The sequence below is a fragment of the Thermosynechococcus sp. genome (assembly GCF_046299655.1).
GTDB lineage: Bacteria > Cyanobacteriota > Cyanobacteriia > Thermosynechococcales > Thermosynechococcaceae > Thermosynechococcus.
Map to the genome: position 1 here is coordinate 23584 of NZ_JBKBHZ010000018.1, position 25628 is coordinate 49211.

At 53.6% G+C, this 25628-nt stretch carries 31 protein-coding genes and 1 tRNA gene; 10 read left to right on the forward strand and 22 right to left on the reverse strand.

The features are described from left to right. The first annotated feature begins 11 nt into the window (after positions 1-11). Together ACK4HN_RS10445 and ACK4HN_RS10450 are read left to right on the forward strand one after the other, a co-directional pair. Positions 12-794, forward strand: a complete 783-nt coding sequence (locus tag ACK4HN_RS10445) for an HAD family hydrolase (RefSeq protein WP_409868516.1) — start codon at positions 12-14, stop codon at positions 792-794. A 54-nt stretch (positions 795-848) separates the two neighbouring features. Further along, positions 849-920 (forward strand) — tRNA-Lys (locus ACK4HN_RS10450). Positions 921-926: 6 nt separating this feature from the next. Here the strand turns inward: ACK4HN_RS10450 and ACK4HN_RS10455 are convergent. The 5 genes from ACK4HN_RS10455 to ACK4HN_RS10475 form a co-directional block, all read right to left on the reverse strand. Further along, positions 927-1772, reverse strand: coding sequence for a PspA/IM30 family protein (locus ACK4HN_RS10455; protein ID WP_409868515.1), 846 nt, complete (start codon positions 1770-1772; stop codon positions 927-929). A 46-nt stretch (positions 1773-1818) separates the two neighbouring features. Continuing rightward, positions 1819-2598, reverse strand: a complete 780-nt coding sequence (gene fabI / locus ACK4HN_RS10460; protein ID WP_409868514.1) for an enoyl-ACP reductase FabI — start codon at positions 2596-2598, stop codon at positions 1819-1821. 57 nt (positions 2599-2655) lie between these two features. Further along, complete coding sequence (locus ACK4HN_RS10465; RefSeq protein ID WP_409868513.1) at positions 2656-3729, reverse strand: Rieske 2Fe-2S domain-containing protein; 1074 nt, start codon at positions 3727-3729, stop codon at positions 2656-2658. 111 nt (positions 3730-3840) lie between these two features. Beyond that, positions 3841-4836: a photosynthesis system II assembly factor Ycf48 gene (locus tag ACK4HN_RS10470; RefSeq protein WP_409868512.1), complete on the reverse strand. Its 996-nt coding sequence runs from the start codon at positions 4834-4836 to the stop codon at positions 3841-3843. Between the two features lie 25 nt (positions 4837-4861). Then, complete coding sequence (locus tag ACK4HN_RS10475; RefSeq protein WP_409849023.1) at positions 4862-5197, reverse strand: rubredoxin; 336 nt, start codon at positions 5195-5197, stop codon at positions 4862-4864. A 357-nt stretch (positions 5198-5554) separates the two neighbouring features. Between ACK4HN_RS10475 and sfsA the strand changes: the two genes are divergently transcribed. After that, entirely contained in the window at positions 5555-6280 is a 726-nt protein-coding gene (gene sfsA, locus ACK4HN_RS10480) for a DNA/RNA nuclease SfsA (protein ID WP_409877615.1), read from the forward strand. On the opposite strand, the gene ACK4HN_RS10485 is transcribed toward sfsA, so the two are convergent. Beyond that, positions 6277-6630: a VOC family protein gene (locus ACK4HN_RS10485; protein ID WP_409877607.1), complete on the reverse strand. Its 354-nt coding sequence runs from the start codon at positions 6628-6630 to the stop codon at positions 6277-6279. The two genes, sfsA and ACK4HN_RS10485, sit on opposite strands and share 4 nt — an antisense overlap. Beyond that, positions 6630-7166 carry a phycobiliprotein lyase gene (locus tag ACK4HN_RS10490; protein WP_409868510.1) on the reverse strand — a complete coding sequence of 179 codons (537 nt, stop codon included), beginning with the start codon at positions 7164-7166 and terminating at the stop codon, positions 6630-6632. The genes ACK4HN_RS10485 and ACK4HN_RS10490 overlap by 1 nt, the downstream gene beginning before the upstream one ends. 185 nt (positions 7167-7351) lie before the next feature. Between ACK4HN_RS10490 and ACK4HN_RS10495 the strand changes: the two genes are divergently transcribed. Together ACK4HN_RS10495 and ACK4HN_RS10500 are read left to right on the forward strand one after the other, a co-directional pair. Next, positions 7352-7675 (forward strand): DUF2605 domain-containing protein, encoded by a 324-nt coding sequence (locus tag ACK4HN_RS10495; RefSeq protein WP_181496230.1) that lies wholly within the window; start codon positions 7352-7354, stop codon positions 7673-7675. Positions 7676-7711: 36 nt separating this feature from the next. After that, a complete protein-coding gene (locus ACK4HN_RS10500) occupies positions 7712-7987 on the forward strand; it encodes a DUF2973 domain-containing protein (RefSeq protein WP_409849030.1) in 276 nt (91 codons plus the stop codon). A 102-nt stretch (positions 7988-8089) separates the two neighbouring features. Here ACK4HN_RS10500 and ACK4HN_RS10505 read toward each other — a convergent pair whose 3' ends face one another. From ACK4HN_RS10505 to ACK4HN_RS10520, 4 genes are all read right to left on the reverse strand, one after another. Then, positions 8090-10375: a ComEC/Rec2 family competence protein gene (locus ACK4HN_RS10505; protein WP_409877608.1), complete on the reverse strand. Its 2286-nt coding sequence runs from the start codon at positions 10373-10375 to the stop codon at positions 8090-8092. An 89-nt stretch (positions 10376-10464) separates the two neighbouring features. Further along, a complete protein-coding gene (locus ACK4HN_RS10510) occupies positions 10465-10755 on the reverse strand; it encodes a DUF1816 domain-containing protein (RefSeq protein WP_409877609.1) in 291 nt (96 codons plus the stop codon). 174 nt (positions 10756-10929) lie between these two features. Further along, positions 10930-11616 carry a 16S rRNA (guanine(527)-N(7))-methyltransferase RsmG gene (gene rsmG, locus ACK4HN_RS10515; protein ID WP_409868546.1) on the reverse strand — a complete coding sequence of 229 codons (687 nt, stop codon included), beginning with the start codon at positions 11614-11616 and terminating at the stop codon, positions 10930-10932. Continuing rightward, a complete protein-coding gene (locus ACK4HN_RS10520; RefSeq protein WP_409849038.1) occupies positions 11597-11905 on the reverse strand; it encodes a hypothetical protein in 309 nt (102 codons plus the stop codon). The genes rsmG and ACK4HN_RS10520 overlap by 20 nt, the downstream gene beginning before the upstream one ends. A gap of 182 nt (positions 11906-12087) precedes the next feature. Between ACK4HN_RS10520 and radC the strand changes: the two genes are divergently transcribed. Continuing rightward, positions 12088-12837: a RadC family protein gene (radC, locus tag ACK4HN_RS10525; protein ID WP_409868508.1), complete on the forward strand. Its 750-nt coding sequence runs from the start codon at positions 12088-12090 to the stop codon at positions 12835-12837. Here radC and ACK4HN_RS10530 read toward each other — a convergent pair. Continuing rightward, the gene (locus ACK4HN_RS10530; RefSeq protein WP_409868507.1) at positions 12834-13736 is read right to left on the reverse strand and encodes a polyphosphate kinase 2 family protein; all 903 of its coding nucleotides are present in this window, start codon (positions 13734-13736) and stop codon (positions 12834-12836) included. The genes radC and ACK4HN_RS10530 overlap by 4 nt on opposite strands. A 203-nt stretch (positions 13737-13939) precedes the next feature. On the opposite strand from ACK4HN_RS10530, the gene ACK4HN_RS10535 reads away from it, so the two are divergent. Both ACK4HN_RS10535 and ACK4HN_RS10540 read left to right on the forward strand, forming a co-directional pair. Next, positions 13940-14359, forward strand: coding sequence for a hypothetical protein (locus ACK4HN_RS10535; RefSeq protein WP_409849042.1), 420 nt, complete (start codon positions 13940-13942; stop codon positions 14357-14359). A 13-nt stretch (positions 14360-14372) separates the two neighbouring features. After that, positions 14373-15548, forward strand: a complete 1176-nt coding sequence (locus ACK4HN_RS10540; RefSeq protein ID WP_409868506.1) for a hypothetical protein — start codon at positions 14373-14375, stop codon at positions 15546-15548. Between the two features lie 7 nt (positions 15549-15555). Here ACK4HN_RS10540 and ACK4HN_RS10545 read toward each other — a convergent pair whose 3' ends face one another. The 7 genes from ACK4HN_RS10545 to ACK4HN_RS10575 form a co-directional block, all read right to left on the reverse strand. Next, positions 15556-16137, reverse strand: a complete 582-nt coding sequence (locus tag ACK4HN_RS10545) for a DUF1997 domain-containing protein (RefSeq protein ID WP_409868505.1) — start codon at positions 16135-16137, stop codon at positions 15556-15558. A gap of 71 nt (positions 16138-16208) precedes the next feature. Next, on the reverse strand, positions 16209-17852 hold the full coding sequence (locus ACK4HN_RS10550; RefSeq protein WP_409868504.1) for an ABC transporter permease: 1644 nt from the start codon (positions 17850-17852) through the stop codon (positions 16209-16211). A gap of 37 nt (positions 17853-17889) precedes the next feature. After that, positions 17890-18756 (reverse strand): carboxylating nicotinate-nucleotide diphosphorylase, encoded by an 867-nt coding sequence (gene nadC, locus ACK4HN_RS10555; protein ID WP_409868503.1) that lies wholly within the window; start codon positions 18754-18756, stop codon positions 17890-17892. Beyond that, a complete protein-coding gene (gene trpD, locus ACK4HN_RS10560; RefSeq protein WP_409868502.1) occupies positions 18746-19765 on the reverse strand; it encodes an anthranilate phosphoribosyltransferase in 1020 nt (339 codons plus the stop codon). Before trpD ends, nadC begins: the two co-directional genes overlap by 11 nt. Before the next feature lie 37 nt (positions 19766-19802). Continuing rightward, positions 19803-20156, reverse strand: coding sequence for a hypothetical protein (locus ACK4HN_RS10565; RefSeq protein WP_181496244.1), 354 nt, complete (start codon positions 20154-20156; stop codon positions 19803-19805). A gap of 96 nt (positions 20157-20252) precedes the next feature. Then, positions 20253-21749, reverse strand: a complete 1497-nt coding sequence (locus tag ACK4HN_RS10570; RefSeq protein WP_409868501.1) for a cobyric acid synthase — start codon at positions 21747-21749, stop codon at positions 20253-20255. Continuing rightward, on the reverse strand, positions 21724-21882 hold the full coding sequence (locus ACK4HN_RS10575) for a hypothetical protein (protein WP_409868500.1): 159 nt from the start codon (positions 21880-21882) through the stop codon (positions 21724-21726). The genes ACK4HN_RS10570 and ACK4HN_RS10575 overlap by 26 nt, the downstream gene beginning before the upstream one ends. Before the next feature lie 156 nt (positions 21883-22038). Between ACK4HN_RS10575 and ACK4HN_RS10580 the strand changes: the two genes are divergently transcribed. Continuing rightward, a complete protein-coding gene (locus ACK4HN_RS10580) occupies positions 22039-22608 on the forward strand; it encodes a hypothetical protein (protein WP_409868499.1) in 570 nt (189 codons plus the stop codon). A gap of 364 nt (positions 22609-22972) precedes the next feature. On the opposite strand, the gene ACK4HN_RS10585 is transcribed toward ACK4HN_RS10580, so the two are convergent. After that, entirely contained in the window at positions 22973-23587 is a 615-nt protein-coding gene (locus ACK4HN_RS10585; RefSeq protein WP_409868498.1) for a histidine phosphatase family protein, read from the reverse strand. Between the two features lie 123 nt (positions 23588-23710). Between ACK4HN_RS10585 and thrC the strand changes: the two genes are divergently transcribed. After that, entirely contained in the window at positions 23711-24799 is a 1089-nt protein-coding gene (gene thrC / locus ACK4HN_RS10590) for a threonine synthase (protein WP_409868497.1), read from the forward strand. Here thrC and ACK4HN_RS10595 read toward each other — a convergent pair. Beyond that, positions 24796-25407: a hypothetical protein gene (locus tag ACK4HN_RS10595; RefSeq protein WP_409877610.1), complete on the reverse strand. Its 612-nt coding sequence runs from the start codon at positions 25405-25407 to the stop codon at positions 24796-24798. The genes thrC and ACK4HN_RS10595 overlap by 4 nt on opposite strands. Before the next feature lie 11 nt (positions 25408-25418). Further along, on the reverse strand, positions 25419-25628 hold a 210-nt coding region (locus ACK4HN_RS10600), incomplete at its 5' end, for a helix-turn-helix domain-containing protein (protein WP_409877612.1).

Consider the following 25628-nt stretch of genomic DNA (forward strand, 5'->3'; position numbering starts at 1 on the left):
TTTAGGCATCAATGACACAAATACTACCCTCATTACTGGCCTTAGATTTTGATGGCGTCCTCTGCAATGGCCTGCGGGAATATTTTCAAACCAGTTGGCGGGTGTATCAGCAGGTGTGGCCTGATCAACCTCTTGCGCTTTCCCTAGAGGCACTAGAAAGGCAATTTGGTCAATTGCGCCCTGTGATTACAGTGGGGTGGGAAATGCCCCTATTGTTGCGGGCAATTGTTGAAGGCAACTCTACTCAAGAAATTCTCCAAGACTGGCCAAAGGTGCGCGATCGCCTACTTGCTACCTACCATCTCACTGCCAGCGATTTAGGAGAGAGGGTGGACAGCCTGCGCGATCGCTGGATTGCCACGGACTGGCAAAGCTGGTTGGCCCTCCATGACTTTTATGACGGTGTCGTGGCCGCTCTGCAACGCTGGCAAGCCCAAGGTCAACCCCTCGCCATTGTCACCACCAAAGAGCAGCGCTTTGTTACCTATTTGCTGGCGCAAGCGGGCATCTCCTTGCGCCCAGAGGCTATCTATGGCAAAGAGCAACAGCAGCCAAAACCTGTGATTCTTCAGGCACTTCAGTCAACCTATGGTGCTCCCCTGTGGTTTGTTGAGGATCGTCTTGGGGCACTGTTAGAGGTTGCGGCCACACCGGCGCTAAGGGAAACAGAACTCTTCTTGGCCACATGGGGCTACACCACCGCTGGCGATCGCGCCCAAGCCGATGCACATCCGCGCATCCATCTCCTCGGTCGAGAACAATTTTGCGAATTTCCCCACTGGCTTTCCCCCTAACCCCTTGTCTTTCAAGGCGGTTTTCTCTATACTGAAAAAGCTGCAAAACAGCGCGGGTCGCTAGCTCAGCGGTAGAGCACTCGGCTTTTAACCGATTGGTCTTGGGTTCGAATCCCAGGCGACCCATTTAGGTTAACCATCCAGTAGGCGACGCAATTCTGCCATATCGTCCTCAATAGATTTACTCTGAGACGATGCACTGGAGCGTGGGGCATCCTGCACTTCAGGAGTCGAGACGTTGATATTAATATTCAACTGGCTGCTGCCACTGGCGGTGTGGGGGAGCGTCCCCGCAGAGGGAGCATCGGACAACAAGCCCATTTGCCGCTTCATTTCCAGCAGTTCAAATTCCACATCTTGTTTATGGGCGCTGCTTTGAAGGGCTTGGAATTTACTTTCGAGCGTATCGCCACTCAGTTCCGCGATCGCTTGGGAGCGGGCTTCCATTTGTAGAATCTTGTCTTCCATGCGTTCAAATGCGGCCATGGCATTGGAGGTGCCCACCTTGCTGACGGCTTGATGAATCTGCTCTGAGGCTTTGGCGGCACGGGCGCGTGCCTTGAGCATTTCTTTCTTCGTTTTAGCCTCAGAAATTTTGCTTTCAAGGGCGGTCAAGTTGTCCTTGAGGGTTTTCACCTGCACTGCCATTTGATCCACTTGGGCTTTGAGGGCAGCAGCCGTATCTTCAGCGGTTTTCTTGCGGTTCAAGGCCTCCAATGCCAGGGCTTCATCCCCTTTACTGAGGGCAAGGCGCGCCCGCTGCTCCCATTGCTGGGCATCCTTGAGATTTTGGCTGTACTGCTGTTCGAGTCGTTTTTGGGCGGCAATGGCTTGAGCAACCGCTTGGCGTAACTTCACCAAGTCGGCATTCATATCAATAATCGTTTGCTCCAGAATTTTTTCTGGATCTTCGGCAGCACTCACAAGGGCATTGAGGTTAGAGCGAATCACCATGCCCACGCGATCAAGTAAACCCATGCTTTGCCTCTCAATAACTCGCTGACTCTACTCTAGCGCATGCCCTCTACATCCCCATGATGCAGTAGCCCGAATCCACGTAAAGAATTTGACCAGTGATCCCACTGGCCAGATCACTGGCAAGAAAGGCTGCTGTATTGCCCACTTCTATTTGGGTGACCGTGCGCCGCAGTGGAGCCGTAGCTTCCACATGGTGGATCATATCGAGAATGCCCCCCACTGCTGAGGAGGCCAAGGTACGAATGGGGCCAGCGGAGATACCATTGACGCGGATATTCTGAGGCCCCAGTTCTGCTGCTAGGTAGCGTACATTCATTTCGAGGGCTGCCTTAGCAATCCCCATCACATTGTAGTTCGGCACAACCCGCACACCCCCTAAATAGGTGAGGGTAATGATGGATCCCCCGTTGGTCATCAATGGTTTAGCGGCACGGCTGAGGGAAATGAGGGAGTAGGCACTAATGTCGAGGGCAAGATTGAAGCCCTCTAGGGAGACGGCGGAAAAGTCACCACTCAAATCTTCTTTTTGCGCAAAGGCCAAACAGTGGATCAAAATCTCTAAGCCCCCCCAAGTGGATTGAATCGCTGCAAAGGCCTCGTCAATTTGTTGGGGTTGCTGCACATCCAAAGGGAGAAGCAATTTGGGGGCAAGGGGCGCTGTGAGTTCCTCGACTTTTTGCTTGATCTTGCCTCGCTCATCGGGAAGGTAGGTCACGGCCAGTTCGGCACCTGCGGCATGGAGCTGTTGGGCAATCCCCCAAGCAATGGAGCGATTATTGGCAATGCCGGTCACAAGGGCGCGTTTTCCCGATAGGTCTAGGAGCATAGGTACAGCCAATGTGAATGATCTAACCCTCTGATCGTACCAGAGGGGCTGCTGCCTTTAGCGCCAGCGCAGGACTTGGGTTTTTAGGGGGTTGATGAATTCCCGTCCCTCTTGGGTGGCTTTTTCGTACTCGCGCTTAATCTGGTAATACCACTTGGCTTGATAATCGGCTTCTTTGATGAGTGTCAAGGGTGGCTTGTACTTTAGGCCTTCACTCTGCTTAGCAATGATGCGTAAATCTTGGTTGAGAAATTCCCGTGCCAAGGGAGCCAGTAGCGGCTTGAGGGGAGCCAGCCACGGAAAAGTCCAGTAATAAGTGGCCGTGAGTTCAGTTTCCTGATCGTTGATGGGGGTGAGGGTAATCAGAAAACAAAAGGTGTGGCGATCGCTATAGTTGGTTTCGATGCGAATCCCCGGCAGCCGATAGATAATTTCCACCTCCGGATGACCGCCCAAAATATGGTGTGCCCAAGACTTGCGCAATAGGGGATGGCGGCGCATTGTAAAGCCATAGGGCGACGGATCAAAGGTTTTTGCCTTCTCAAAGAGTTTGCCCGGCTTGCGCCACCACCACGCCCCATGCACAAAGGGCGCATGGGAAGGATCCATAAAGTTGATAAAGACTTGGTCAAGATGTCCCGGAAAGATGAATTTTTGCACTGCTTGGGGTTGGGTGTCGGCACTAAATCCGGGCACCAAGGGCACCTCTATACTCGGTTCACTGCTGTCACGCTCCTTTGCAGGAAAAAATATCCAGAGATTCCCCTGTACCTCACGCACCGGATAGCTAAAGACGCCAAAGTGCTTGAGATCTACATCACTATCACTGGTCAGGGAAGGAATCAGCGTACAGTGACCATGGGCATTAAAGCGCCAACCATGGTAAGGACACTCCACCTCTTCGCCATCAAAGCGACCATAGTGCAGGGGAATACCCCGGTGCGGACAGAGATTGCGCAGCGCGAAGGGCTTCCCTGAGGTGGTACGACAAAAGAGAATAGGCTCCCCTAAAAGTACTTTGGCTTGACACCGACCCGGCTTGAGGTCAGCGGCTGGCAGGCCGTAGTACCAGATGTTGCGTAAGAAGTTACTGCCCTCGTGGAGCGAAAATGCTGTGCTGCTGGAGTTCATGGCGCAATCCTATCAGATGCTGGGCAGAAAATTCAAAAGGGAGAGGGGGCATACCGCTTGGAGGTTTTAGCGATCGCCCCCCAGAAACTTGAAGATAGCTTGTTTCTAGTTTTAGGTAGCCGCAGTCACATAGCGCAGCAGAATTCCCTTCTGACCAATGATGAACCCTTGATCGGGACCAAAGAAGAGAATTTTATAAAAGTTAGAGGGGACTTTTTTCACATCCACATCCTGCTGCCACGTTTGACCCCCATCTTGGCTGCACAACAGTACCCCGGCACCCCCCGCCAGCCATATTTCATTGGGTGTGCGATAGGCCAGATCAAGAAAGCCCACACTATTGCGACGCAGCGGACTGAGCAGTTCTCCCCAGTTCTCAGAATTGTCTGGATCAGAGAAGGCAATTTTACCGCCATTAACAATCATCCAAAGCCGACCATCCGGAGTAAAGCCCATATTGTGGACACGGCGCGAGGTGGTGCGATTGTGGGGTTGCCACGCCCTTTGTCCCGGCTCCCAAGTGGAGTAAAAGCTCCCCCGCGAGGAGACAGCCACATACTCACCAGAGGGCGACCGGTTGAGGTTGCGCATGACACCAATGGCTTCTTGGACTAATGCTTGCCAGTTTTTGCCGCTATCTTTGGTACGGTAAATGGCACCGACATCGGTCATCATTTCCGCAGCGCCGTTACCCAACGCTTTAATGAAGCGAGGTGAACCGGGAAGCTTGGGATTGAGGGGAATTTGACTCCAAGACTGGCCGCCATCAGTCGTGTGGAGCATAATTGGCGGCTCACCGACAATCCAGCCCTCGTTGCCTTGGAAGCTCACGCTGTTGAAGCGGTAGTCGGGATTATCTAAAACCAAGGTGCGCGGTTCCCAAGTTTGACCACCGTCGCGGGTTTCCATCAGTGTGGCATTGGCACCCACCAGCCAACCGTGATTACGGTCAATAAAGCTCATATCGAGAATGGTTGAGGTGGTTGGTAGTTGGATGGCTTCCCAAGGGTTGTAGTCCAATGCCGGGATAGCAAAGGCAGAGGCACTCAGGCTCATCCAGAGGGCAACGGTCACCAGTAGCCAATGCAGGAACTTGATTCCTTTCATTTTTTGCCAATAGATGTCAATTTGTTTAGCGAACATTATAGAAACTCAGTAGAAAAAGAACGGCAAGGGCAAGACCACCAAAAATGAGGATATTTTTTTGGCCGGGGGTGAGGCGATTCACACCCAAGCCGTAGTTGAGATTTTCCTTGAAGCCTGAGGGAGATCCCACAGGGCCAATGTTGCTAAATTGCTTTTTCGGAGCACTGCACACTGGACACCGCCAGTTGACGGGCAGATCAGCAAAGGCTGTCCCCGGCGGAATCAAGCGATTCTCGTCTCCCTTGGAAGGTTCATAGATGTAGCCGCAGGCACGGCACTCAAACCGATCTAAGGGCGCAACATCAGGGGTTTCGGCGGTCATACCTCAGAAATTTTTAAGATTTGCGACATACATCTTAATACTACGGGATTTAGGGGCGTTTCTTGTGACGAGGACAGGGCAGTTTTCAGAACAATACGGCGAAACTCTAAGACATGTAACGAAAGGTCAGACCTTTGCAACATAATTGCAACATAAATATAAAGAAAAGATTAGGGAAGCCAGCCCTGCCAAGAAGTGATGCCATGATAGGGGTATTCAATTGAGGTCAGCCCATATAGACCTTAACCTTAAATCTCCTTTAATATTCCGTAGAATGCTGGCTTCCATATCACAAAGGGAGGCTGGCATTTTACTTTTGGGGGTAGAATAGAGGCTTGTACTTTGTACTTGTTGCCCGTGACTCCCACATTGTGTTGGCACTATCCGCCCCTACAGGAGGGAATTCTCTGTCGGCGCTACCAGCGATTTTTTGCTGAGATTGAGTTGACCTCTGGCGATCGCATCACAGCCCACTGTCCCAATACAGGACCCATGACAGGAATTTGCCAAGTGGGCGCCCCCGTGCAAGTCTCCTACCATGCTGACCCCAAGCGCAAGCTGGCCTATACGTGGGAGATGATCTTTGTGGATGGCACTTGGGTGGGGGTGAATACGAGTTTGCCCAATCGGGTAACTGCTTCGGCATTGGCAGCGGGAATTCTACCGGAACTGGCGGGCTATGGCACTCAGCAGCGAGAGGTGGCCTATGGCCAAGAGCGCAGCCGCATTGATTTTTACCTGACGGATCATCCCCAACAGCCCCCTGCCTATGTTGAGGTGAAAAATACCACTTGGGCACAGGGGGGCTTAGCCCTGTTTCCTGATACGGTGACGATCCGAGGCCAAAAGCATCTGCGGGAACTGCAATGGCTACGGCAAGCCCAGCCAGACACTCGGGTGTGTATGCTCTACTTCATCAATCGCGGTGATTGCGATCGCTTTGCGCCGGGGGACAGTGCCGATCCCACCTATGGACAGCTCCTACGCGCCGCCTACCACCAAGGGGTGGAAATTTTGCCCTACCGCTTTGCCGTTGAGCCGACAGGGATTCAGTTTTTAGGCACAGCTCAGTTAGTCCTCTAGGATACCTGACTAAGTTCGATCAGATTGCCATCGGGATCGGCCACAAAGATCGCTGCCCGTCCTGAAGCACTGCGTTGAAAGGGAATTTGGGCTGTAGTTAGGCGTTGCTCAAGGCTGGCCAAATCGCTTACCCCAAGGGCAAAGTGGGGGTTATGCCCCCACCGCTCATCTTGGTGGGTATCTACCACCTTCTCGGCTTGGATCAGATGAATTTGCACCGTACCGAGTTGATACCAGCGGCCGGGAAAGTTCAGGGGGCGATCAACGGGGGTAAGCCCCAGCAACCCTTCATAGAAGGCCGCAGCTCGCTCCACATCCGTGACGTTAATGGCAACGTGCAGAAAGACCATCAGGAACTAGCAGGTTGCGTCACCCCTAGGCGAATTTCTGAGCAGAAGGAAGCCATACTAAAGCCACCAAAGCGCTTGAGAATACTGGTGCGCAGGCGTAAATTGGGGCTGGCAAACCAGAGCCGCTCTTCGGAATACATGGTTTCGTATTCGGTAATCAGTGTCAGGGCGCCATCATTGCCCATACTGAAGCGACCGGCAACCGGTGCTTTTTCGGCATAGCCCATTTCCCGCAGGAGCTTGCCTTCTGTCCGCGACCCCTGATCCATGATCGGCACTAGTACCGTTGAGCCTTCGTGCTTCTCGCTGTCCCATTCCATCGTGCCGTCCCAGCTGACCCGTGCACCGCACACTGCCCAAGCGGGATCCATGTCATATTGCTGACATAGGGCAATGACCGCAGGATCATCCACAGACAGTAATTCAATGGTTAACTGAGACTTGCCTGACTCGGTTTGCTTAAAGGCCAAGTGATGACTGGTACGTTGGGAAAACCAGCGGCCAGCACTTTGGGCAAAAAAGTCGCGGATGTCCATAACCTATGCACACTGCTAATCGGGAGAAGATCGGTATTTTTTAGTCTTTTCTTAGGGTACACCGTTACTCGAATTCCTTCCAAGACGATCGCCCCGAGGAAAGATGCAGTCAAAGACTAAAAATGTAACAATATGTAAACGAGTTTAAGATTTAAGATAGAAGTAGGTCGCCCTCATCAACCCCTATGCTGCACTCAAATTTACCTGAACCTCAACTGCTTAAGGTCTTGCTGGAGCCGCTACTCGAAGATTTTCAGTACTGGTTCACGCGATCGCGATCGCTCTTGCAGACAGAAGTGATTCCCTTCTTGAACGTGGCGGAACAGCAGGCACTCCTTGAACGGGTGGAGACAGCCCTCAACGATGTGATTGCTACCCAAAGCCTCTTTCGGGCAACGGACGGCCAAGTGGGGGTTGACACACAGGTATTAATGCAGTGGCATACGCTCTTGATGGAGTGCTGGCAGGTGGCCCATCACTATCGCTTATCCAAATCTTGTGACAGTTAAACCATTCTCGGCGCTTGGCTCGGAGGTGCTCTCTTCATGTTGCAGTTGATCTATATTGTTGCCTTTACGGTCTTGGCGCTACTGGCCATGGCTAATTTGCTTCGTAGTTTGTTGACCCTCGGCATTGAATCGCAACGCCAATTTTCACCGCAACGGGTGACCCATCCTGAACTTTTAGATAGCGATGGCCATGTGATTGATGAACCCCTATTGGTGATGCGCTCTCTCAGTGTGGAGGATGCTCGTGCCCAACTGGATGCGATCTACCGCGAATCCCCTAGCTATGGTGATGACCCGCGTGGAGAAACCTAAGCCTAGGTGTTGGCGCCAATGGCAAGGCAGGGAGTTTTGCAGAGGTAGAGGGGCCGTTACCGCCCATGCTGCCATGAGGGGTTAATTGTTCAAACGCCAGTTCTAAAATAGGCCATCAGTTTGAGGGGCATTGGCCTTCAGGGAATCATCGGTCTGCCAGCGCACTTCCCCGACTTCTCCAACTACAAAATAGGGAATCTGGTTTTGCTTTAGGTAGCTAGCGATCGCGGGATCAAGCCTATTGCGACTAAGAATGACACTGCGCGGCTTGACAATCTCAAAGAGGCGAGGGGTTAATTTGCGCCCCCACCACCAGAGAACCTGCGGCGGCTCCACGGGCGTCACGGCCAACCAATCGGTTTGAGCGGCATCGCGACTCGGATCACTGACAAAGAGCCACTGACTGTTGCCCATCTCCAAGGTCAAGATGGTTGGATCTACCCGCAGGACAGTGATTTTCACCTGACCCAGTTGGACGGGCTGTCGCAGGGGTAGCGATTGATAGGGCACCTTGAGGCTGGTCAACATTTTCCGATAGGCAGGATCACTCTCGGCTGTTGGCACCTCCGTAAATTGGCGAATGGGAGCAATGCCATGGATTTCAGGCCAGCCCCGTTGTTGGCGGTACTGGCGACTGGTGGCCACTGCCCAATCAATGCGGTTAATGCCCTCTTGAGCCAAGAAAGCCGTTAGCCCTTGGGAATCTCCCCCATTGATCACCACTGTCCCCCCTGGTTGCTGAATTACCAGCGTCGGAACTTGGGTAGTGGCAAGAACGGTGGCTTGAAAGAGGGTATATTGCCGCAGAATAAAGGGCACCAGTACCAGAGTGACGCCAAAAGTAAAGAGCACAAACCAGTGTCGCCGCCAGCGCGGACTCAACCAAACGAGGCAAATCAGGCCATAGAGAACCACGACTTGCAGCCAACCCAAACTCCCAAGGGCGATCGTTGCTCCGGGCCACTGGCCGATGTTTTGAATCAGCCACAGGAGGAAGGCCGTAGGAGAGTAGAGAAGCCACGCAATGGCGGATCCCACAGGGGGAATGAGGAGGCCAACCATTGCACTGATGAAGCCGCCAACCGTCAAGAGGACAAGGGGCAGATTGGCAATGATATTGGCCAGCAAACCGTACACCGGAAAAATACCGAAGATTGCCAAAGAGAGGGGCAGTACCCAAAGGGTGGCCGCGAGGGGCACTGCGACAAGGTTGCGCAGGGGGGTTGGCAACCAATCGAGGCGATCGCTGATGGGTTGAGCACTGACAATGAGACCCAATGTGGCCAAGAAGCTTAACTGAAAGCCAATGTCCTCAATCCACAGGGGGTTGTAGATCAGCATGGCAGTGGCGATCGCCAGCAGAATCACAAGGGGTTGTCCCTTTTGGCCATTCACAAGAGCCACTAACCCCGCCAACCCCATCAGCACCGCGCGAATTGCTGAGGGGGCAAACCCACTCAAACAGGCAAAGAACACTAAGACCGCAGTCCCCAGACCATAGCGCCACTGCTGCGGCAGAGGACGTGTCAGTGCCAAGACAACCGCCAACAGAATCGCCGTATGAAACCCTGAGGCTGCCAAGGCATGGGATAGCCCCACGCGCCGAAAGCTGTCGCGCACCTCAAAGGGAATGGCCACCGCCCGGCTCCCCAGCACCATTGCCGAGACCACAGCACCATAGTGATCGCCCAAGCCTTGGGCATGAACTTGGACAATTCGCTGCCGCAGTGCCCACAGTCCCCAAGGTGATCCCTGATCCAAAATCGTGACCTTGTTGGCTGCTAAGCCGGCAAAAGTGTGCTGCAATTGAAGCTGCCGCCGCAAGTTAAAAGCACGAAAAAACTCATTGCCCGCAGCACGGGGCCGATAGAGTCGCCCCGAAATCTGGATCCGTTGGCTGGGATGTAGCTTTGCCCCTTCCTCTGCTGGCAGCGTCACATAGAGGCGGCCACTGGCTCTCCCTTGGAGTACGCCACTTTGGGCAGGGACTGGACTGAGATTTTGATAGCGCTCCACCCCTAGGAAAAAGCGTAATCGACCAGCGCGGTTGAGCAATGGTGTCGTTTCAACACGCCCCTCGACGAGCACCGTTGGCGGTAGATTCAGCGTCTCAAGCCGCGGCACCAAGTGACTGATATCATTCACCCCCGGCTGGGGCGTGCGCAGCCCCACATAGACCATTGCCAAGAGGGAAACCCCGGTGGCGATCGCGAAACTTTGACTTGCAGGCAGGCGCAGCCAAACCTTACCGCCCCAACGACGCCCGCCGTAGAGAATCCCTCCCAGTGCCAAGACCCCCAGCCAACCCCACTGCAAGAGACTGAAAATACACCCGGTAATAAAGGCGATCGCCCAGAGAATGCCATCCGCTTTGGTGATCCTGAACATAGCCTTGTTGGGGTTGGCGTCCAGTGGAGATACTGAGGAGAAACTTTAAGACGGCACCATACTTGTTTTAGAGCCAATTTTTAGATCATCTATGTCCTGCCGACACTAAGGGGCACCTGTGTCTTTTTTTCGGCATCAATGGTCACTTCCTCAGGACGGCAGCGCACTACACTGACCTCAAGTCCCTCTGCTCCCTCAGCCTTCAAGTCCTCAATATAGCCATCCTTCTCTCTTTCCGCTTCCGCTTGTGTCAGAAAAGGGCCAAAGTAGTAGGTGCAGGGGGGGGTTTTCGTTTCTATCTTGACCCACCATGCCAAACCCATTCCATTGACGAGATCGGCGAGCCAGCTTGTAAAACCTGTATTATTATCGTTAAACATTGACAGTATTCCTCCAAGACTTGCCAAATAGCCTCAACCAATCAGTACAGCTCTTGGTTTGCTCTCTATTTGTGTATAACTGATCCCCCCCTAAATGTGTATGGCGAAAATTCCAAACCATTAATTGTCATATTTATTTACATCAAGAGTCTCTCTGAGGACAAGATCGCTACTTCAAGCTTGACGCTGAAGGTAAACGCAGTGGCGCTGGGCATGGGTCAAGGGGGTCGTGAATGCCTGAAGATCCAGTCGTTGACTGCGGTATCGCGGCAGGAGGGTCTCTAAATGCTGGGTATCCTTGTCACTCCATTGGCCTCGGTACAGGACTAAAATGCCCCCCGATCGCAATAGGGGCAAGCCATAGGCACAACAACGCGCGACATCGCCGACGGCTCGAATCAAGGCCAAATCATAGCGGTGCTCATGGGCTTCTGCCCGTCCCCATTGGGGGTGAATGTTGGCCAAACCAACGCTTGCAGGGAGAGAGTGCAAAAACTTGACTTTCTTTTGGGTGGCTTCAAGGAGGGTTACTGACCAATCGGGGCGGGCGATCGCCACCGGTACCCCCGGAAAACCACCGCCACTGCCTATATCAATGACCTGTTGAATCTTTGTTCCCCACGGCGCTTCCCCACTGGACTGAAGCCATGGCAAAATTCCGCGTAGCGAATCCCAGAGGTGCTTCTCCCAAAAATCCGTGACTGCTGTAATCCGCGTCAGGTTGATCCCTTGGTTGGCTGCGAGGATGGCCCTATAAAAGCGTTGGAACTGTTCCTCCTGCTGGGGTGTGGGTTGCCACTGGAGGGTCTCCTGCCAAGGGAATTGCGCAAGCAATAACGGGCTAGGACTCGCCATCACCACCACTGGGTAACTCTTTCTTTGCCGTTAGCACCTCCCACGCAGCTTTGAGTCGCTCCTCAAAATCCTTGACATGGCTAGAGACGGTCTCCGCATTCGATTTCAGCTCTGCGATCGCCGTTTCAAGGGCTTTTTGTACATCCGCGGGTAAGGCTTTGAGTTGAGCAGTTGCAAACCGTTGCAGAGCCGCAAGGAGAGCTTTTGCCGCCTCTGCCACTTCCTCTGCACTAACGGTTTCTGTTTCAGGCTCAGGGGTTGGGGGCGCTGGGGTAGAAACTTGTTCTTCAGACATGTCGTATGCTCGCAAGAATACAAGGAGAATTTTTAGAGGATTTGTGATCAGCTACCCCTACAATAGCAGAAGTGCAATTCCCACAAAGCGTGCTTAGAAGCAACAGTTTTGCTGGGGCCAACCAACGCTGGCTTGGGTGAATCTTGATATGCTTTTTAGCGATCCTGTTGACTGCTGCTGTGATGTCCTACTCGCTCCGTGTTGCTGACTTACCCATTGGCGATCGCCCCCGTGAGAAGCTCCTCAGCCAAGGCGCCCGTTACCTGAGTTCGGCGGAATTGTTGGCAATTTTACTGGGGACGGGACAAGGGCCTGGCAAACTCTCAGCGGTAGGTTTAGGACAATTCATCCTCAAACAGTTGGGGGAGCGCAGTGGTGACAGTACCGATGCAGTGAGCGTTTTACGGGACATTACCCCAGAGGAATTGATGGCCATTCCCGGTGTTGGCCCTGCCAAAGCCACCACAATCCTGGCGGCAGTCGAACTGGGAAAGCGGGTCTTTCAGTCGCGACCGGGGGAGCAGACCATCATTGACAATCCTGCCCTTGCTGCTGCTGTCCTCAGTGCTGATCTCATGTGGCAACCCACAGAGCGGTTTGCGGTGCTCTTGCTGGATGTGCGGCATCGCCTCTTGGGATCCCATGTGATTACGGTGGGAACGGCAACCGAAACCCTTGCCCATCCCCGCGAAATTTTTCGGGAGGCGGTGCGCCGCAATGCTAGCCGCCTGATCATTGCCCACAACCATCCCTCAGGGAATCTCTCCCCCAGTCAAGCGGATTTAGACCTGACCAAACAAATTCTGCAAGCGGGACAGGTCATGGGGATTCCAGTGCTGGATCATTTGATTCTCGGCAATGGCGATTACCAAAGCCTGCGGGAGATCACCTCCCTCTGGCAAGACGTGCCCCAAGGGGAGGGCAATGCCTAATCCTCATCGGGTTCGTTTTCCAGCAGCGCTTTTGCCTCTAGGAGTTGCTGCTTGTGGACTTCACTGACAATCGGGTAGTGTAGGTTGAGGCTGGCCAACTTTTGATAAATGAAGTGAGCCACCATCAGCCGCGCAAACCACTTGCGATTGGCGGGAATAATGTGCCACGGTGCCCATTCGGTACTGGTGTGGCGAAAGACATCGGCATAGGCTTCTCGATAGTCATCCCAGTGGGCGCGATCGCGCACGTCATCAATGGAAAATTTCCAGTTCTTCTCCGGGCGACCAATGCGCTCCAAAAAGCGTTTTTTCTGCTCTGCTTTGGAGATATTCAGGAAAAACTTGAGGATGAGAATGCCATTGCGGGTTAAGTAACGTTCGTAGTGATTAATGTCCTCAAAGCGCTCTTTCCAGATGTGCTTGGTCTTGGTTTCGGGGGGAAGTTGCTGGCGATTGAGCAAATCGGGGTGTACCCGCACCACAAGAACTTCTTCGTAATAGGAGCGATTAAAAATACCAATGCAGCCCCGCTCTGGCAATGCGCGATTCGCTCGCCACAAAAAGTCATGATCCAACTCCTCAGCACTGGGTGCCTTAAAGCTATACACCTGACAGCCTTGGGGGTTAATACCACTCATGACGTGTTTGATGGTGCTGTCTTTGCCCGCTGCATCCATCGCTTGGAAAATAATCAGTAGGGCATAGATATTCTGGGCATAGAGAACATCTTGGTAGGCGGCTAGCTTCTTAATGCCAGCGGCAAGGAGTTCTTGGGCTTCGACTTTGCTTTTGAGGCCAGCGGTATCCGCAGGATCATAGTCCTTCCAGTGAAATTTCTCCCCCACGGGAACAATGTAGCGATCGGGATTAATTTGGTCGAGAAAATTTTGGGGAATCATGATCAAGAGAGGGTGCAGCAGAGCTGTATCCTAGCCTAGATTCTCTCATTAGATAAAAATCGAAATGTGTTGCTTTTCGGTCTATCTTTAACAAATTGTATAAGTCACAGGCAAAACAGAATTCTCTTTGTATGCTGTATCAGTAGGCGAGCGATCGCCCTCAATCGAATCATTTCCCGTCGTTTGCGTTGTGGACAGCCACCGTGGCTCCGATTAAACCTCACAAGCTGGATCTGGATGCAAGTTACCCCTGCCCCTGTCGTCGTCAAGGGGAACTCATTCCCATTACCCTCACGGAAGCCTTTGGCTGTCGGCGCTGTCAGCAAATTTTTGTCGTCCGTCCCGATGGCTTTTCCATTGAGCAGTTAGCCACTACCTATCCCTACAAGCGAGCGTGGTATTGGACAGGACTGCAGTGGAACCAGTTGCAGCGGGGCTTCTCAGAAAGCTATTGGTATTTTGCGATTGGCCTGAGCTTTTTTTTATTGATGCCTATTCTCCTCTGGCTGCCCTTGCTTCTACAATTGTCCTTAAAACCTGAAGGGCTGCTATGGATGATTGCCTCCCTGCTGATTGCACTGACACCGGCATTTCTCGTCTGGATTGCCCTCTCCCGTCGTTGAATGCGCTGCGGCTATGTTGCCTGAGCCGCTGAGGGGAGCGCGAGCCGCCAGTACACACCTCAGCCAAGTTAGCTATACCCTGCGTCAGGAAGCTCTTCGGCAATTGATTGAGGAGTTGGCAACCGCAGAACCCCTCCTGTTGGAGCAAAATACCCTTGATCTTGAATCCAGTCGCGATTTAGCAGTGTCTCAAATCGTTCTTGGCTGGTTGCGGCTGACCCATGAGCGCCTGCAGCGTATTCGGCAGTGGCTCGAGCGCCTCTACCAAGCAGCAGACCCGTGGCAGCAGCCCTGCCCCACGCAACCCGATCGGTTCCAGTATGCTGTTCCTCTGGGGGTGGTGGCGCTCGTCTATGAAGGGCTACCCACTTTAAGTTTGATGCTGGCGGGTATGGCACTGAAAACGGGAAATGCCCTTGTGCTCTGGAGTGGTGAAAGTAGCCGCTATACTGCGGGGGCGATCGCCAGCCTGATCGAGGCCGCCCTCAGCAAAAGCCATCTGCCGCAAACCGCCATTCAAACCCTCTCCCTGAGTCCAGCCAGTTGGCTTGCGGATGCCACTGCTGTTGATCTTGCCCTTGTCTATGGTCGTTCGCGTTTTGTGGCGGAGCAACGCGCTGCTGCCCGCTGTCCCTTGATCTCTCTTTCCCTTGGTAATACCTATCTCGTTTGGGATGGTTCGGTGTCACCGGAGAGCGTCCTCAACTGTATTCAGCACAGCCATCAAGCCAATCCCGATCGCGCCCTTGCCATTGAAAAGGTGATTGTGCTGAGTAATGTCAATCCCTCCCATCTTGCATTTGTCATCAATGAACTCACTCAAGCAGGCTACAAGCAGGGAGTGGATGAGCACTTACACCGCAGCTATCCTGAAATTCCCCTCGTGGATGCCAGTGAGTGGCCGCTCCCCTATCTGGATCAACGCTTGGCATGGCACTATGAGGAGGACTTAACCACCGCAATTCACTGGATTCACCGCTATGGCAGCGCCGCCAGTGCTATCCTAGCCAGCAGTTACGAAAACTGTCGCACCTTTTATCAGCAGGTGCAAACGCCCCTTGTCTTTGTGAATCGCCCTCCCCAACTCGAGCGCTTAGATGCCTTGGTCATTGGTGCTGCTGCAAGGGGTTTTCAGCGGGGACTCTTTGGCCTTGGGCAGTTACTGAGCACTAAGCAGGTTTATTTGTAGAGAAGTGTTAACTGGAGCTAACAGGCACAACCGTGAGCCAATCGCCACTGCCATGGGTTTCTACTTCCGTCAGCCAGCGTTGATAATCGGCCACAAGCTGTTGACTGAGGCGCTGTTTAATTGTTAACAGAACGCTTTTAAGTAAGCCATTGCCGGTGGCCTCGAGAATCGGATGCGGTGTGAGATCCAAAGGCGGCGGAATATCCACGCCCACTTGTAGGTCAGCTAGACCAATCAAATCCGTACCATTTGCCGTTGCTTGGGGAGACAAGTAACCTTCGAGGGCAAGGTGAAAGCGGCGATTAATGTAGTCCACCCCGCGAATTTCGCAGCCAAGGGAGCGCAATTGTAAAGAGCCATCGCTATTGGCATGGACAGCCAGATCCACAGTGGGCTGCAAGCTGACCATGAGAAAGTTGAGGGGACGCATCTTCAGGCGAAAGCGATCGCTCCCCAAAAACTCCACTCGGCTGGGATCGGTGAGGGCATAGACAAGGCGCTGGGGCTGGCGTAGGTAGTGCTGTAAGGAAGCCGTGGGTGTTTCGACACTAAGGCGGACAGACTGGCTGGCCTTGAATTCTAAGTACATAGCACACCTAGCGAACGCTATTTCCAATGTAACGAATTATTAAGAAGCCCGTGAAGGGTAAACCGAACTTCCTAATCTGCCCAGCGGGTTTGCCGTCCCAGCCAAATGACCGGAATGAGACCCACAACCACTAAGGCCAAAGCACTCAAGGCGGCTTCGGGAAGGCGCTCATCGGAAGCAAAGCGGTAAACCTGTATTGCTAAGGTATCAAAGTTAAAGGGGCGAATCACCAACGTAGCGGGCAATTCCTTCATGACATCAACAAAGATCATCAGGGCGGCGGTGAAGAGTCCCGGCACCATCAGCGGGAAGTGAACTGTGCGCAGAATATTCCAAGGCGATCGCCCCAAGGTGCGCGCTGCCTCATCCAAGGAGGGGGGAATTTTCAGCAAGCTGGCCTCTACACTGCTGAGGGAAACGGCCAAAAAGCGGACTAAGTAGGCATAGATCAGTGCCACGATCGTGCCGCTGAAAATCAAGCCCACCTCCACGCCCCACAGGTGCGCGCTGAGATCATTGATTAGGTTATCTAACCACCCCAAGGGGATGAGAATCCCCACCGCAATCACGGTACCCGGAATGGCGTAGCCCATGGCCGCAATCTGAGTTCCCCAGCGCACCCAAACCGTTGGCAGCAACCGCCGCCCATAGGCCAGCAGCAGGGCAAGACCCACCGCCAAAACCGCAGAGAGGGTCGCCAAAATCAGGCTATGGCTGGCATGCTCTAAAAATTCACTGCTGAGCTGCAATTGTTGGTAGCTGATGGCCAAGTAGAGGAGTAGCCCGCCAGGGAGCAGCAGACCAAAGAACACCGGCAGGGCACAGACCAGCCACGCCAAAGCGGCTCGCCATCCTTTGAGCACATAGGGAATGGGGCGATCGCCCCCGCGATTGTAATAGCGCGCCTTGCCGCGAGACCATTTCTCCATGAGCAGCAGAGCAAAAACAATCCCCACCAACACGGAGGCCAACTGCGCCGCCGCAATCTTGTCGCCCATGCCAAACCAAGTGCGGTAAATGCCGACAGTGAAGGTATCGACACCAAAGTACTGCACAGTACCAAAATCATTGAGGGTTTCCATCAGAGCAAGGCTCGTACCCGCAGCGATCGCTGGTCGCGCAAGGGGCAACGCCACCCTCCAAAAACTGCGCCAAGGCCCACAGCCAAGGGAACGACTGGCCTCTAGGCTACAGGTGCCCTGCTCTAAGAAGGCTACCCGCGCCAAGAGAAAGACATAGGGATAGAGGACGAGGGTGAGCATGGCGATCGCCCCACCTAGGGAGCGGATATTGGGAAACCAGTAGTCACCGTAGCCCCAGCCTGTCAGTTTCCGTAGCCACGTCTGAACAGGACCTTCAAAGGCAAAAAACTCCGTATAGGTGTAGGCCAAGACATAGGCCGGTGCCGCTAAAGGAGTCAACAGCAGCCACTGCCACCAGCCCACGCCCCAAAATTGACAGTTGGTCACCAGCCATGCCGTGCTCACGCCAATAACCATGACCCCGATTCCCACCCCCAACATCAACCAGAGGGAGTTCAACAAGTAGTCAGGTAAAACCGTGGTGGCCAGATGCTGCCAAGTGTCACCCGTATTCACAAAGACTTGGCTGAGAATGACAAGAATGGGCACAGCAATCACAAGGGCAATCAGCCACACCAGCAGCTCCCAAGGTTTGAGGTGGATCCCTAGGGGGAAACTAAGGGACTTAGACACGGCACAACCTCCGCAAACAGGCACTCAAAAAAAAGACTCAAAGAATCGTCAAACTAAAATCTAGCCAGGGCGATCGCGTAATCATCGCACTCGTCGAAATGTAATCCACCCCTGTCAAGGCTACTGCTCGCAAGGTTTCCAGGGTGATGTTGCCAGAGGCCTCAATTTTAATGTGGGGGGCTGCGGCGCGGATCATTGCCACTGCTTTGCTCATCTCTGGAATCGGCATATTGTCGAGCATGATCACTGCCACCCCCACGGAGAGAGCTTCGCGTACCTGCTCTAGCGTCTCGGTTTCCACCTCAATGGCCAAGGGAAAGGGACTAGCTTGGCGGACTTTTTCAACCGCAGCCGTGATTCCCCCCGCTGCTGCAATGTGGTTGTCCTTAATCATGATTGCATCGTCAAGGCCAAAGCGATGGTTGACACCACCCCCCACCGCCACCGCATATTTTTCTAGCAGGCGCAGCCCCGGTGTGGTTTTGCGAGTATCCACCAGTTGCGTCGGCAAATCGGCAATTGCTTGGGCATAGGTATAGGTGAGGGTGGCAATGCCACTGAGACGCATCAAACAGTTGAGGGCCAGCCGTTCACCAAGGAGTAAGGTTTCTAGGGGCGCTTCAATTCGGGCGACAATTGTTGGTTCTTGACAGATGACACCCTCAGGCTGCTCGTAGGTGAACACGACACTTGGTGTGAGGCGTTGAAAAACCCGCTCCGCAATGGGCAGACCGGCAATCACGCCTTGGCTTTTGAGACGAATGTGGGCTTTTCCCCAGCGGTCTTGGAGATGCAGGGCTTGGGTGGTGCGATCGCCCCGACCAATGTCCTCCTGTAACCATTGATCCAACAGGGGATCCAAGACACACCACGGCGGTAAATAGGCAGACACCCTAGGATTCATTGGAGAGCGTCACTAAGGCCTGTAACTTGTCCCATGCTGCGCCACTGGCCAGAATCGCCTTTGCCCGATCCACCCCTTCCCACCAATCCTGAACTGCCGCTGCCACGTAGAGGGCTAAGGCCGCATTGAGCGCTACCACCTCCTGCTGAGCCGTTGTACCTTTGCCCTGAAGAACTTGGGTAAGAATTTCGGCATTAGTCTGGACATCTCCCCCAGCCAGATCCCTCAGGGGTGCACTGGCGAGTCCCAAGGCTTGGGGATCAAGGACTTCTTGGCGCAGTGACTCCTCAGGGCTACTAAACATCACCAAATCCGTCATATTGCCGAGGGTAGCTTCATCCACCCCTTCGCGACCATAGAGGACAATGCCCCGTTGGCGGCCGAGACGTTGCAGGGCACCGGCCATGGCTTCCAGATAGCGATCGCTAAAAACACCAATCACCTGCCCTGTGGGATGGAGCGGATTCACCAAAGGACCGAGGAGATTAAAAACAGTGCGAATTTTCAGGGTACGGCGTAGGGGAGCCACGGCTTTCATGGCAGGATGCCAACCGGGGGCAAAGAGGAACGTAATTCCCACTTCTTTGAGTAAAAACGCGGGATCGCTGTGGGCAAGATTGACCCCTAGGCACTCAAGAACATCCGCCGAACCGACGCGGCTAGAGACGGAACGATTGCCATGCTTGGCCACTTTGACCCCCGCTGCCGCTACAACAAAGGCAACCGCTGTGGAGATATTAAAGGTACCGGCGCGATCGCCCCCCGTGCCGCAGGTATCAATGAGGGGTTCGGCTAAATTCAGCGGCGCACCTGCGGACTGAGCCAACAATACATTGGCCATGCCCGTGAGTTCCTCAACCGTCAGCCCCTTGAACTGTAATGCCGTGAGAATAGCACCGGAGAGGGCATCGGGAATTTCTGCTGCCAGCCATCCTTCCATTAACCGGGTGGCCTGCTCTTGCGTCAGGGCTTGGCGATCAAGGAGTTGTTGGAGCAGGTCAGACCACATGGAACTTTATAGGCAGAGAATCGAGACTTAATTAGACTTAATTGAGTTGTTGCTGGCGCTGGCGTGCCTGCCAATAGTGCATCGGTAAGCAAAGCAGCGAAGAGGTGGTGAGCAAAAAGGCCAAGAGTGCAGTAATTTTGCACATTTGACCCAAATCCGTGCCTTCTAATGGTACAGCGATTTGCAGACCCCGCGCACCACAATAGACCAGCCAATAGACAAAGATCATGCGCCAAAGGGTTTCACCGTAAGCCTCTTGGGGGGAATACTCCCGCAGGGGAAAGTGTTTTTCCTCTTGATGGGCGGTGTATAAAAGCCAGCTTAAGCCACCCAAAGCGGCGATCGCTGAAACAATTAAGATTCCCACTGACCAAGAAGCAGCCACTGTCATTGTCCTTTTGCACTCCCTATCATCAGCACATCGTTCCTCAGTCTAGGGGAGTCATTTGCAAGGGATGACAATTGCTAACAATTTGAAATTTTTACATCAACATAATTTACAAATGCGCTCTAGGTTCAGGTGAGCCATGACGGCTTCTGTAAGTTGATCGAGGGCAACCGCCCGTTGCTCGGCATAGTGGGGAATCGCTGTGGGTAGGGGTGGCAATTGTCGGCGCGATCGCAACCCATTCAACCAATGGCGACGCCAAGCCCCATTTTCCAATAGCCCATGCAGATATGTGCCCCAAAGTGTGCCCGCTGCGTTAACAAGGCCAAGTTCTGAGGCAGTAAAAAGGGGTTGCCAACCGCTGAGATCACCGGTGTATTCACTTTGGCCTTGGTGAATTTCATAGCCCACGATTGGCTCAGCACAGGGAAAATACAGCGATTGGGTTTGTTGTTGTCGAGTGCATTTGGTTGCCCTCAATTGGGTGTGCAGCGGCATGAGTCCCAGTCCTTCATAGGTGCCGGAGCAGCCCTCTAAGCCCAGCGGATCGCTGATGGTCTGACCCAAAATCTGCCAACCGCCGCAAATACCGAGAATGGTTCCCCCTTGGGCAGCATAAGCTTGCAGTTGCGCTGCCATTCCCGTTTCCCGCAGGACGTGGAGATCGGCAATCGTCGTTTTCGTCCCCGGCAGGATCACGGCATCGGGCTGCCCCAAGGGACGATGGGGGGGCAGAAACTCAAGGGAGACACTGGGTTCCGCCAGCAGGGGATCCACATCAGTGAAGTTGGCAATACGCGGCAGGCGAATTACTTTAATTTTCAAGTCTGCCCCTTGGCGTTGGGGACGCGGATCCCATAGATCAAGGGAATCTTCAGCGGCGTAGGGGCGCTCGAGCCATGGAATCACACCCAAGACTGGTACCCCCGTGGTCTCCTCTAGCCATTGCACACCACTGTCAAGGAGCGATCGCTGGCCCCGAAATTTATTAATGACAATCCCTTGAATCAGTGCTCGCTCGTCAGCCTCTAGCAGCATCAATGTCCCGACAATATGGGCAAACACGCCCCCCCGATCAATATCCGCCACCAGAATCGTTGGTGCCCCCAGATACTTTGCGACCCGCATATTAGTGAGATCGCGGTGCTTAAGATTGATTTCCGCCGGGGAGCCTGCCCCTTCACACACAATCCAGTCAAAGCGCTGTTGGAGATCCGCCAAGGCCTCGGTAATCGCCTGCCAACCCCGCTCAAAATAGTCCCGATAGTAGTCTGCCGCTTGGGTAACCCCCGCCACCTGCCCCTTAAGAATCACTTGCGAGGTCATATTGCCTTGGGGCTTGAGGAGAATCGGGTTCATGGCCACTTCGGGTTCTATCCCTGCCGCCCAGGCCTGCATTGCTTGAGCATAGCCAATTTCGCCCCCCTCACGGGTGACGTAGGCATTCAAGGCCATATTCTGTCCCTTAAAGGGGGTGACACGGTAGCCCTGCTGCGCCAGCCAACGACAAATCACCGCTGTGAGGAGGGATTTACCTGCATGGGAGGTGGTTCCCACTACCATCAGGGATTTAGCATTCAAGGTCGAGTTGATCATCACCCAACTGCTCTAAAACATGAACAATCTGTGCCCGCAACAGCGGTACTTCTGGGGTAGCTGTTACCCAGACCATTCGCCAGTTCAAGGCAAAATACTTCGTGCACAGCAATACTGCGAAACCCAACAACATCGCTCCATGGAACCTGGGGATGCTGTTCAGTAAATTGCCGAGGTAGTCGCGCACAGGCTTCACCGAATTATTTATGTCTGGAAGCCCCGTCACTTTAGTACGGGCGGAAAGACAAAGACCACTTTAGTCGTTGTTAGAGATAATACAGTTTTATTCATGGAACAAACCCTAACAGTCGTTTGCAAGCTCCGACCAACCCCTGAACAGTCTCTGAACATCGAGAGATTCTTGAAAGCGTTTGCAGATGCTTGTAACTTTGCCAACAAAACGGTTCAACCGAAAGTAACGAATAAGATAACCATTCAAAACAGGGTTTATCAGGAACTTCGTTCTCGGTTTGGGTTGAGTGCGAATCAAGCTGTGCGGGTTTGTGCCAGAGTGGGAGCCAACCGCAAGACCGCCAAACTGAAAGGTAAAGCTGTCAAAGAATTCAAGCCGACTTCAGCTGATTATGATGCTCGCGTCCTTACCTTTAAGGAAAACGAGTGGTCGGTTAGCCTGACTCTTTTGGATGGTCGGGAAAACATTCAGCTCGATATTGGTAATTACCAAAAGAACTGGTTGAGAGGGCGAAAGCCAACATCTGCCCAGTTGTGCCAACATCGGGACGGCTCCTACTCTATCCACATCCAATTCACCCATGAGGTCCTGAACCTTCTGCACCTAGCACAGTCGTTGGTGTGGATTTGGAGCGACGCGAAATTGCTAAATGAACTTCGAATCTGAATGGTGCAATCATGATTTCCTTATTGGGCGAGTGCGTAACGCTTGCTGGAAGTTCAGGTTATTTGGCTTGCCAAATCGCCTAGGGCTGCTGAAAGCCCCGACTTTAGTCGGTGGGAAGTTTACTCTCTTCTGGATAAAGCAAATACCTTTGGCATCAGCGATTGAGTGCTTCTATTTCCCTAGATGTTAACGATGGCGTTTCGGATTGCCATTCAGGGAAACAGTGAGGGCTGGTTGATTTGTTGAGACCTAACTTGGTCTCTAAATCTCGGAAGCTGATGATTGCCTGAGCAATCGCAGTGACCACGCTGACTTCCCTCCAGAAGGTCGGGTTGGTTTGTAAACGGGCAATGGCGTTTTCAGCCTAGAGGTTCTGATTGAAGGCATTGATGCGCCACCAGCGGATATTTTCTGCTTCAAAGCGGCCATCTAAATCCACTCGTACTGAGAAGTCAAACCAAGCAGCCGGCGGAATTTCCATCCCCCACAGGCGATCGCTCCCCAGAACAACGCTGATCAGGCACTGCAAAAAGCCGCCGTGACTAATACACCAAACGCAGTCCTTATCGCTGTGGCGGCGGAGTTGTTTCCAAGCCTGTTTTGCTCGCTGCCAAGCCATGGCCATTGACTCTGCTTCGGGGACTGGAATCAGGTAGTCACTTTCTTCTAGCTCTTTACAGAGGTCAGGATGCTGCGCCTGTGCCTGCGCCCAAGTCAGTCCTGTGAAAATCCCCTGATCAATTTCAATTAGCTCCGCTAGCTCCTGAATCTTTAACTCGGGACAGGGATTGATCAGCGTAGCCGTATCGCGGCAGCGTTGCAGCGGACTCGTGTAAATGGCATTCGGCGGTGGGAGTTTTTCCCGCAGGGCAAGGGCTTGCTGCCGTCCCCGTTCTGTGAGGGGTACATCTTGCCGTCCTAACATGACACCTGAGGCATTACCCACAGCCTCACCATGGCGGATCAAAATTAAGCGCATTGTGTAGCTCTCCCCTAGGGCGGCAATTGGCAAGTGTAACCCCTGATCGCTAAAATTATCGTACTGTGTGGCTGCACTCTATCCTCAGCCTCAAATTTATTCATATTTCTTGACTGCGTACCTGTGCCTGTAACCCTCTCTGCTCCCCCCATCCGTCCGGCTTGGCATGGCCTGATTCACGCCTACGGCGACTTTTTGCCCGTGAGCGATCGCACGCCCGTGGTCACGCTCTATGAGGGCAATACCCCCCTGATTCCTGTACCGCGGATTGCTGAGCGCATTGGTCGCAATGTTTCAGTTTATGTCAAGTACGATGGCCTCAACCCGACGGGGAGCTTCAAAGATCGCGGCATGACAATGGCCATTTCTAAAGCCAAGGAAGCAGGCGCCGAAGCCGTCATCTGTGCCAGCACAGGCAATACCTCAGCCGCTGCTGCCGCCTATGCCCGACGAGCTGGACTGCGCGCCTATGTCTTGGTGCCCGAAGGCTATGTTGCCCAAGGGAAACTCGCCCAAGCGCTTCTCTACGGTGCCGAAGTCATTTCCATTGAGGGCAACTTTGATCAAGCTTTAGAGATTGTGCGCCTAATGGCGGAAACTTATCCTGTGACCTTGGTGAACTCCGTCAATCCCTATCGGCTGGAAGGGCAGAAAACAGCCGCCTTTGAGGTGGTGGATAGCTTGGGCAACGCCCCCGATTGGCTGTGTATCCCCATGGGCAATGCAGGAAACATTACCGCCTACTGGATGGGCTTTTGCCAATATCGTGAGCAAAATCGTTGCGATCGCCTACCACGCATGATGGGCTTTCAAGCGGCGGGTTCTGCCCCCCTCGTCAAGGGTGAGGTTGTCACCCATCCGGAAACAATAGCCACGGCCATTCGTATTGGCAATCCTGCCAACTGGCAACGGGCAGTCGCCGTCAAAGAAGCCAGCCAAGGTGCCTTTAATGCCGTTACCGATGAGGAAATCCTCAATGCCTATTGTCTGCTAGCCTCCGAGGAAGGAATCTTCTGTGAACCCGCCAGTGCCGCTTCAGTGGCGGGCCTCCTAAAATTGGCCGATCAGGTGCCCAGTAGTGCCACGGTGGTTTGTGTACTTACCGGCAATGGTCTCAAGGATCCAGAAACGGCGCTCAAGCAGGAGAGCGATCGCTTCCACCGCCACATTCCAGCCACTGAGCAAATGGTTGCCAAGGCCATGGGCTTCTAAAACCCCAGCTCAGCCCGCATCAGGTGGCGACTAGCCTTAAAGAGTTGGACAGCCGCGCGATGGGTAGCTAGGGTAGCAACATTGGGAGCAGAACCGACAGGCGTGGCGAGGGGAGCGGACTGGACCAGTTGCTGGGCACGGTCAAAGAGTTGGCGAACGGTGGCGTTTTCCTTGCCAAAGTAGGCAATTTCTGCCTGCGTGCGACTGCGTTCCCGCTCCACTTGGAAAGGGGCATCGTAGTAACTGCGCGAGAGCAGCGCCTGGCCACTGCGGGCTTCTCCCAGATTGCGGGCTGCTTCATAAACGCGGGCGGCTGCCTTGGCCGTTTCCTTAGCTTGGAAGTGGTTGCCGCTTTGCTGGAGTTGCTGGGCTGAAGCGAGTAGGCGATCGCCCAACTGCAGAAGCTCGCCATCGGCATTGGGGGTTGATTTTGCCCGCATCCTTTCATATTGGGCTTTGGACAAATCGCGAATTGCTTTTTCCGCTTCACGATCCATCACCGCTGCCCCTGGAAAGCGAGGACGGGCAGTTACGGTGGGCGCCACGGCCAAGGGCAAAACAAAGGCAGCAAGGGTTGCCCCTAAAAGAGAGCGGTATTGTCGAAGCATAGGTTGCACCTCTAGCGCCGATACCCCAAGAATAGCAACCACAGGGACTTTAGGCTGCTAGGGGCAGAGTCGCGAGCCTTGATCACGGCAGTGCCCTTTGGTTGATTGTCCCACTCCCAAAGGTTCAGTTCCAATTGTTGCCGACAACTGACTTGCCTCGGCTGGCGTAGAAAAAACCTCAAACACCGGCATTCCTTGGGGGAGAGCGCGATCACCCCGTG

Coding starts and splice junctions, on each gene's coding strand:
- ACK4HN_RS10495 (WP_181496230.1), top strand. CDS start 7,352: ATGCTGCACTCAAATTTACCTGAACCTCAACTGCTTAAGGTCTTGCTG.
- ACK4HN_RS10520 (WP_409849038.1), bottom strand. CDS start 11,905: ATGTCTGAAGAACAAGTTTCTACCCCAGCGCCCCCAACCCCTGAGCCT.
- ACK4HN_RS10490 (WP_409868510.1), bottom strand. CDS start 7,166: ATGGACATCCGCGACTTTTTTGCCCAAAGTGCTGGCCGCTGGTTTTCC.
- ACK4HN_RS10545 (WP_409868505.1), bottom strand. CDS start 16,137: ATGTACTTAGAATTCAAGGCCAGCCAGTCTGTCCGCCTTAGTGTCGAA.
- ACK4HN_RS10465 (WP_409868513.1), bottom strand. CDS start 3,729: ATGAACTCCAGCAGCACAGCATTTTCGCTCCACGAGGGCAGTAACTTC.
- ACK4HN_RS10485 (WP_409877607.1), bottom strand. CDS start 6,630: ATGGTCTTTCTGCACGTTGCCATTAACGTCACGGATGTGGAGCGAGCT.
- ACK4HN_RS10585 (WP_409868498.1), bottom strand. CDS start 23,587: ATGCGCTTAATTTTGATCCGCCATGGTGAGGCTGTGGGTAATGCCTCA.
- ACK4HN_RS10445 (WP_409868516.1), top strand. CDS start 12: ATGACACAAATACTACCCTCATTACTGGCCTTAGATTTTGATGGCGTC.
- ACK4HN_RS10595 (WP_409877610.1), bottom strand. CDS start 25,407: ATGCTTCGACAATACCGCTCTCTTTTAGGGGCAACCCTTGCTGCCTTT.
- ACK4HN_RS10575 (WP_409868500.1), bottom strand. CDS start 21,882: ATGTTGTTGGGTTTCGCAGTATTGCTGTGCACGAAGTATTTTGCCTTG.
- ACK4HN_RS10570 (WP_409868501.1), bottom strand. CDS start 21,749: ATGATCAACTCGACCTTGAATGCTAAATCCCTGATGGTAGTGGGAACC.
- ACK4HN_RS10580 (WP_409868499.1), top strand. CDS start 22,039: ATGGAACAAACCCTAACAGTCGTTTGCAAGCTCCGACCAACCCCTGAA.
- ACK4HN_RS10455 (WP_409868515.1), bottom strand. CDS start 1,772: ATGGGTTTACTTGATCGCGTGGGCATGGTGATTCGCTCTAACCTCAAT.
- ACK4HN_RS10540 (WP_409868506.1), top strand. CDS start 14,373: ATGTTGCCTGAGCCGCTGAGGGGAGCGCGAGCCGCCAGTACACACCTC.
- nadC (WP_409868503.1), bottom strand. CDS start 18,756: ATGAATCCTAGGGTGTCTGCCTATTTACCGCCGTGGTGTGTCTTGGAT.
- ACK4HN_RS10530 (WP_409868507.1), bottom strand. CDS start 13,736: ATGATTCCCCAAAATTTTCTCGACCAAATTAATCCCGATCGCTACATT.
- ACK4HN_RS10505 (WP_409877608.1), bottom strand. CDS start 10,375: ATGTTCAGGATCACCAAAGCGGATGGCATTCTCTGGGCGATCGCCTTT.
- trpD (WP_409868502.1), bottom strand. CDS start 19,765: ATGTGGTCTGACCTGCTCCAACAACTCCTTGATCGCCAAGCCCTGACG.
- ACK4HN_RS10565 (WP_181496244.1), bottom strand. CDS start 20,156: ATGACAGTGGCTGCTTCTTGGTCAGTGGGAATCTTAATTGTTTCAGCG.
- ACK4HN_RS10475 (WP_409849023.1), bottom strand. CDS start 5,197: ATGACCGCCGAAACCCCTGATGTTGCGCCCTTAGATCGGTTTGAGTGC.
- ACK4HN_RS10510 (WP_409877609.1), bottom strand. CDS start 10,755: ATGTTTAACGATAATAATACAGGTTTTACAAGCTGGCTCGCCGATCTC.
- ACK4HN_RS10470 (WP_409868512.1), bottom strand. CDS start 4,836: ATGAAAGGAATCAAGTTCCTGCATTGGCTACTGGTGACCGTTGCCCTC.
- radC (WP_409868508.1), top strand. CDS start 12,088: ATGTCCTACTCGCTCCGTGTTGCTGACTTACCCATTGGCGATCGCCCC.
- fabI (WP_409868514.1), bottom strand. CDS start 2,598: ATGCTCCTAGACCTATCGGGAAAACGCGCCCTTGTGACCGGCATTGCC.
- ACK4HN_RS10500 (WP_409849030.1), top strand. CDS start 7,712: ATGTTGCAGTTGATCTATATTGTTGCCTTTACGGTCTTGGCGCTACTG.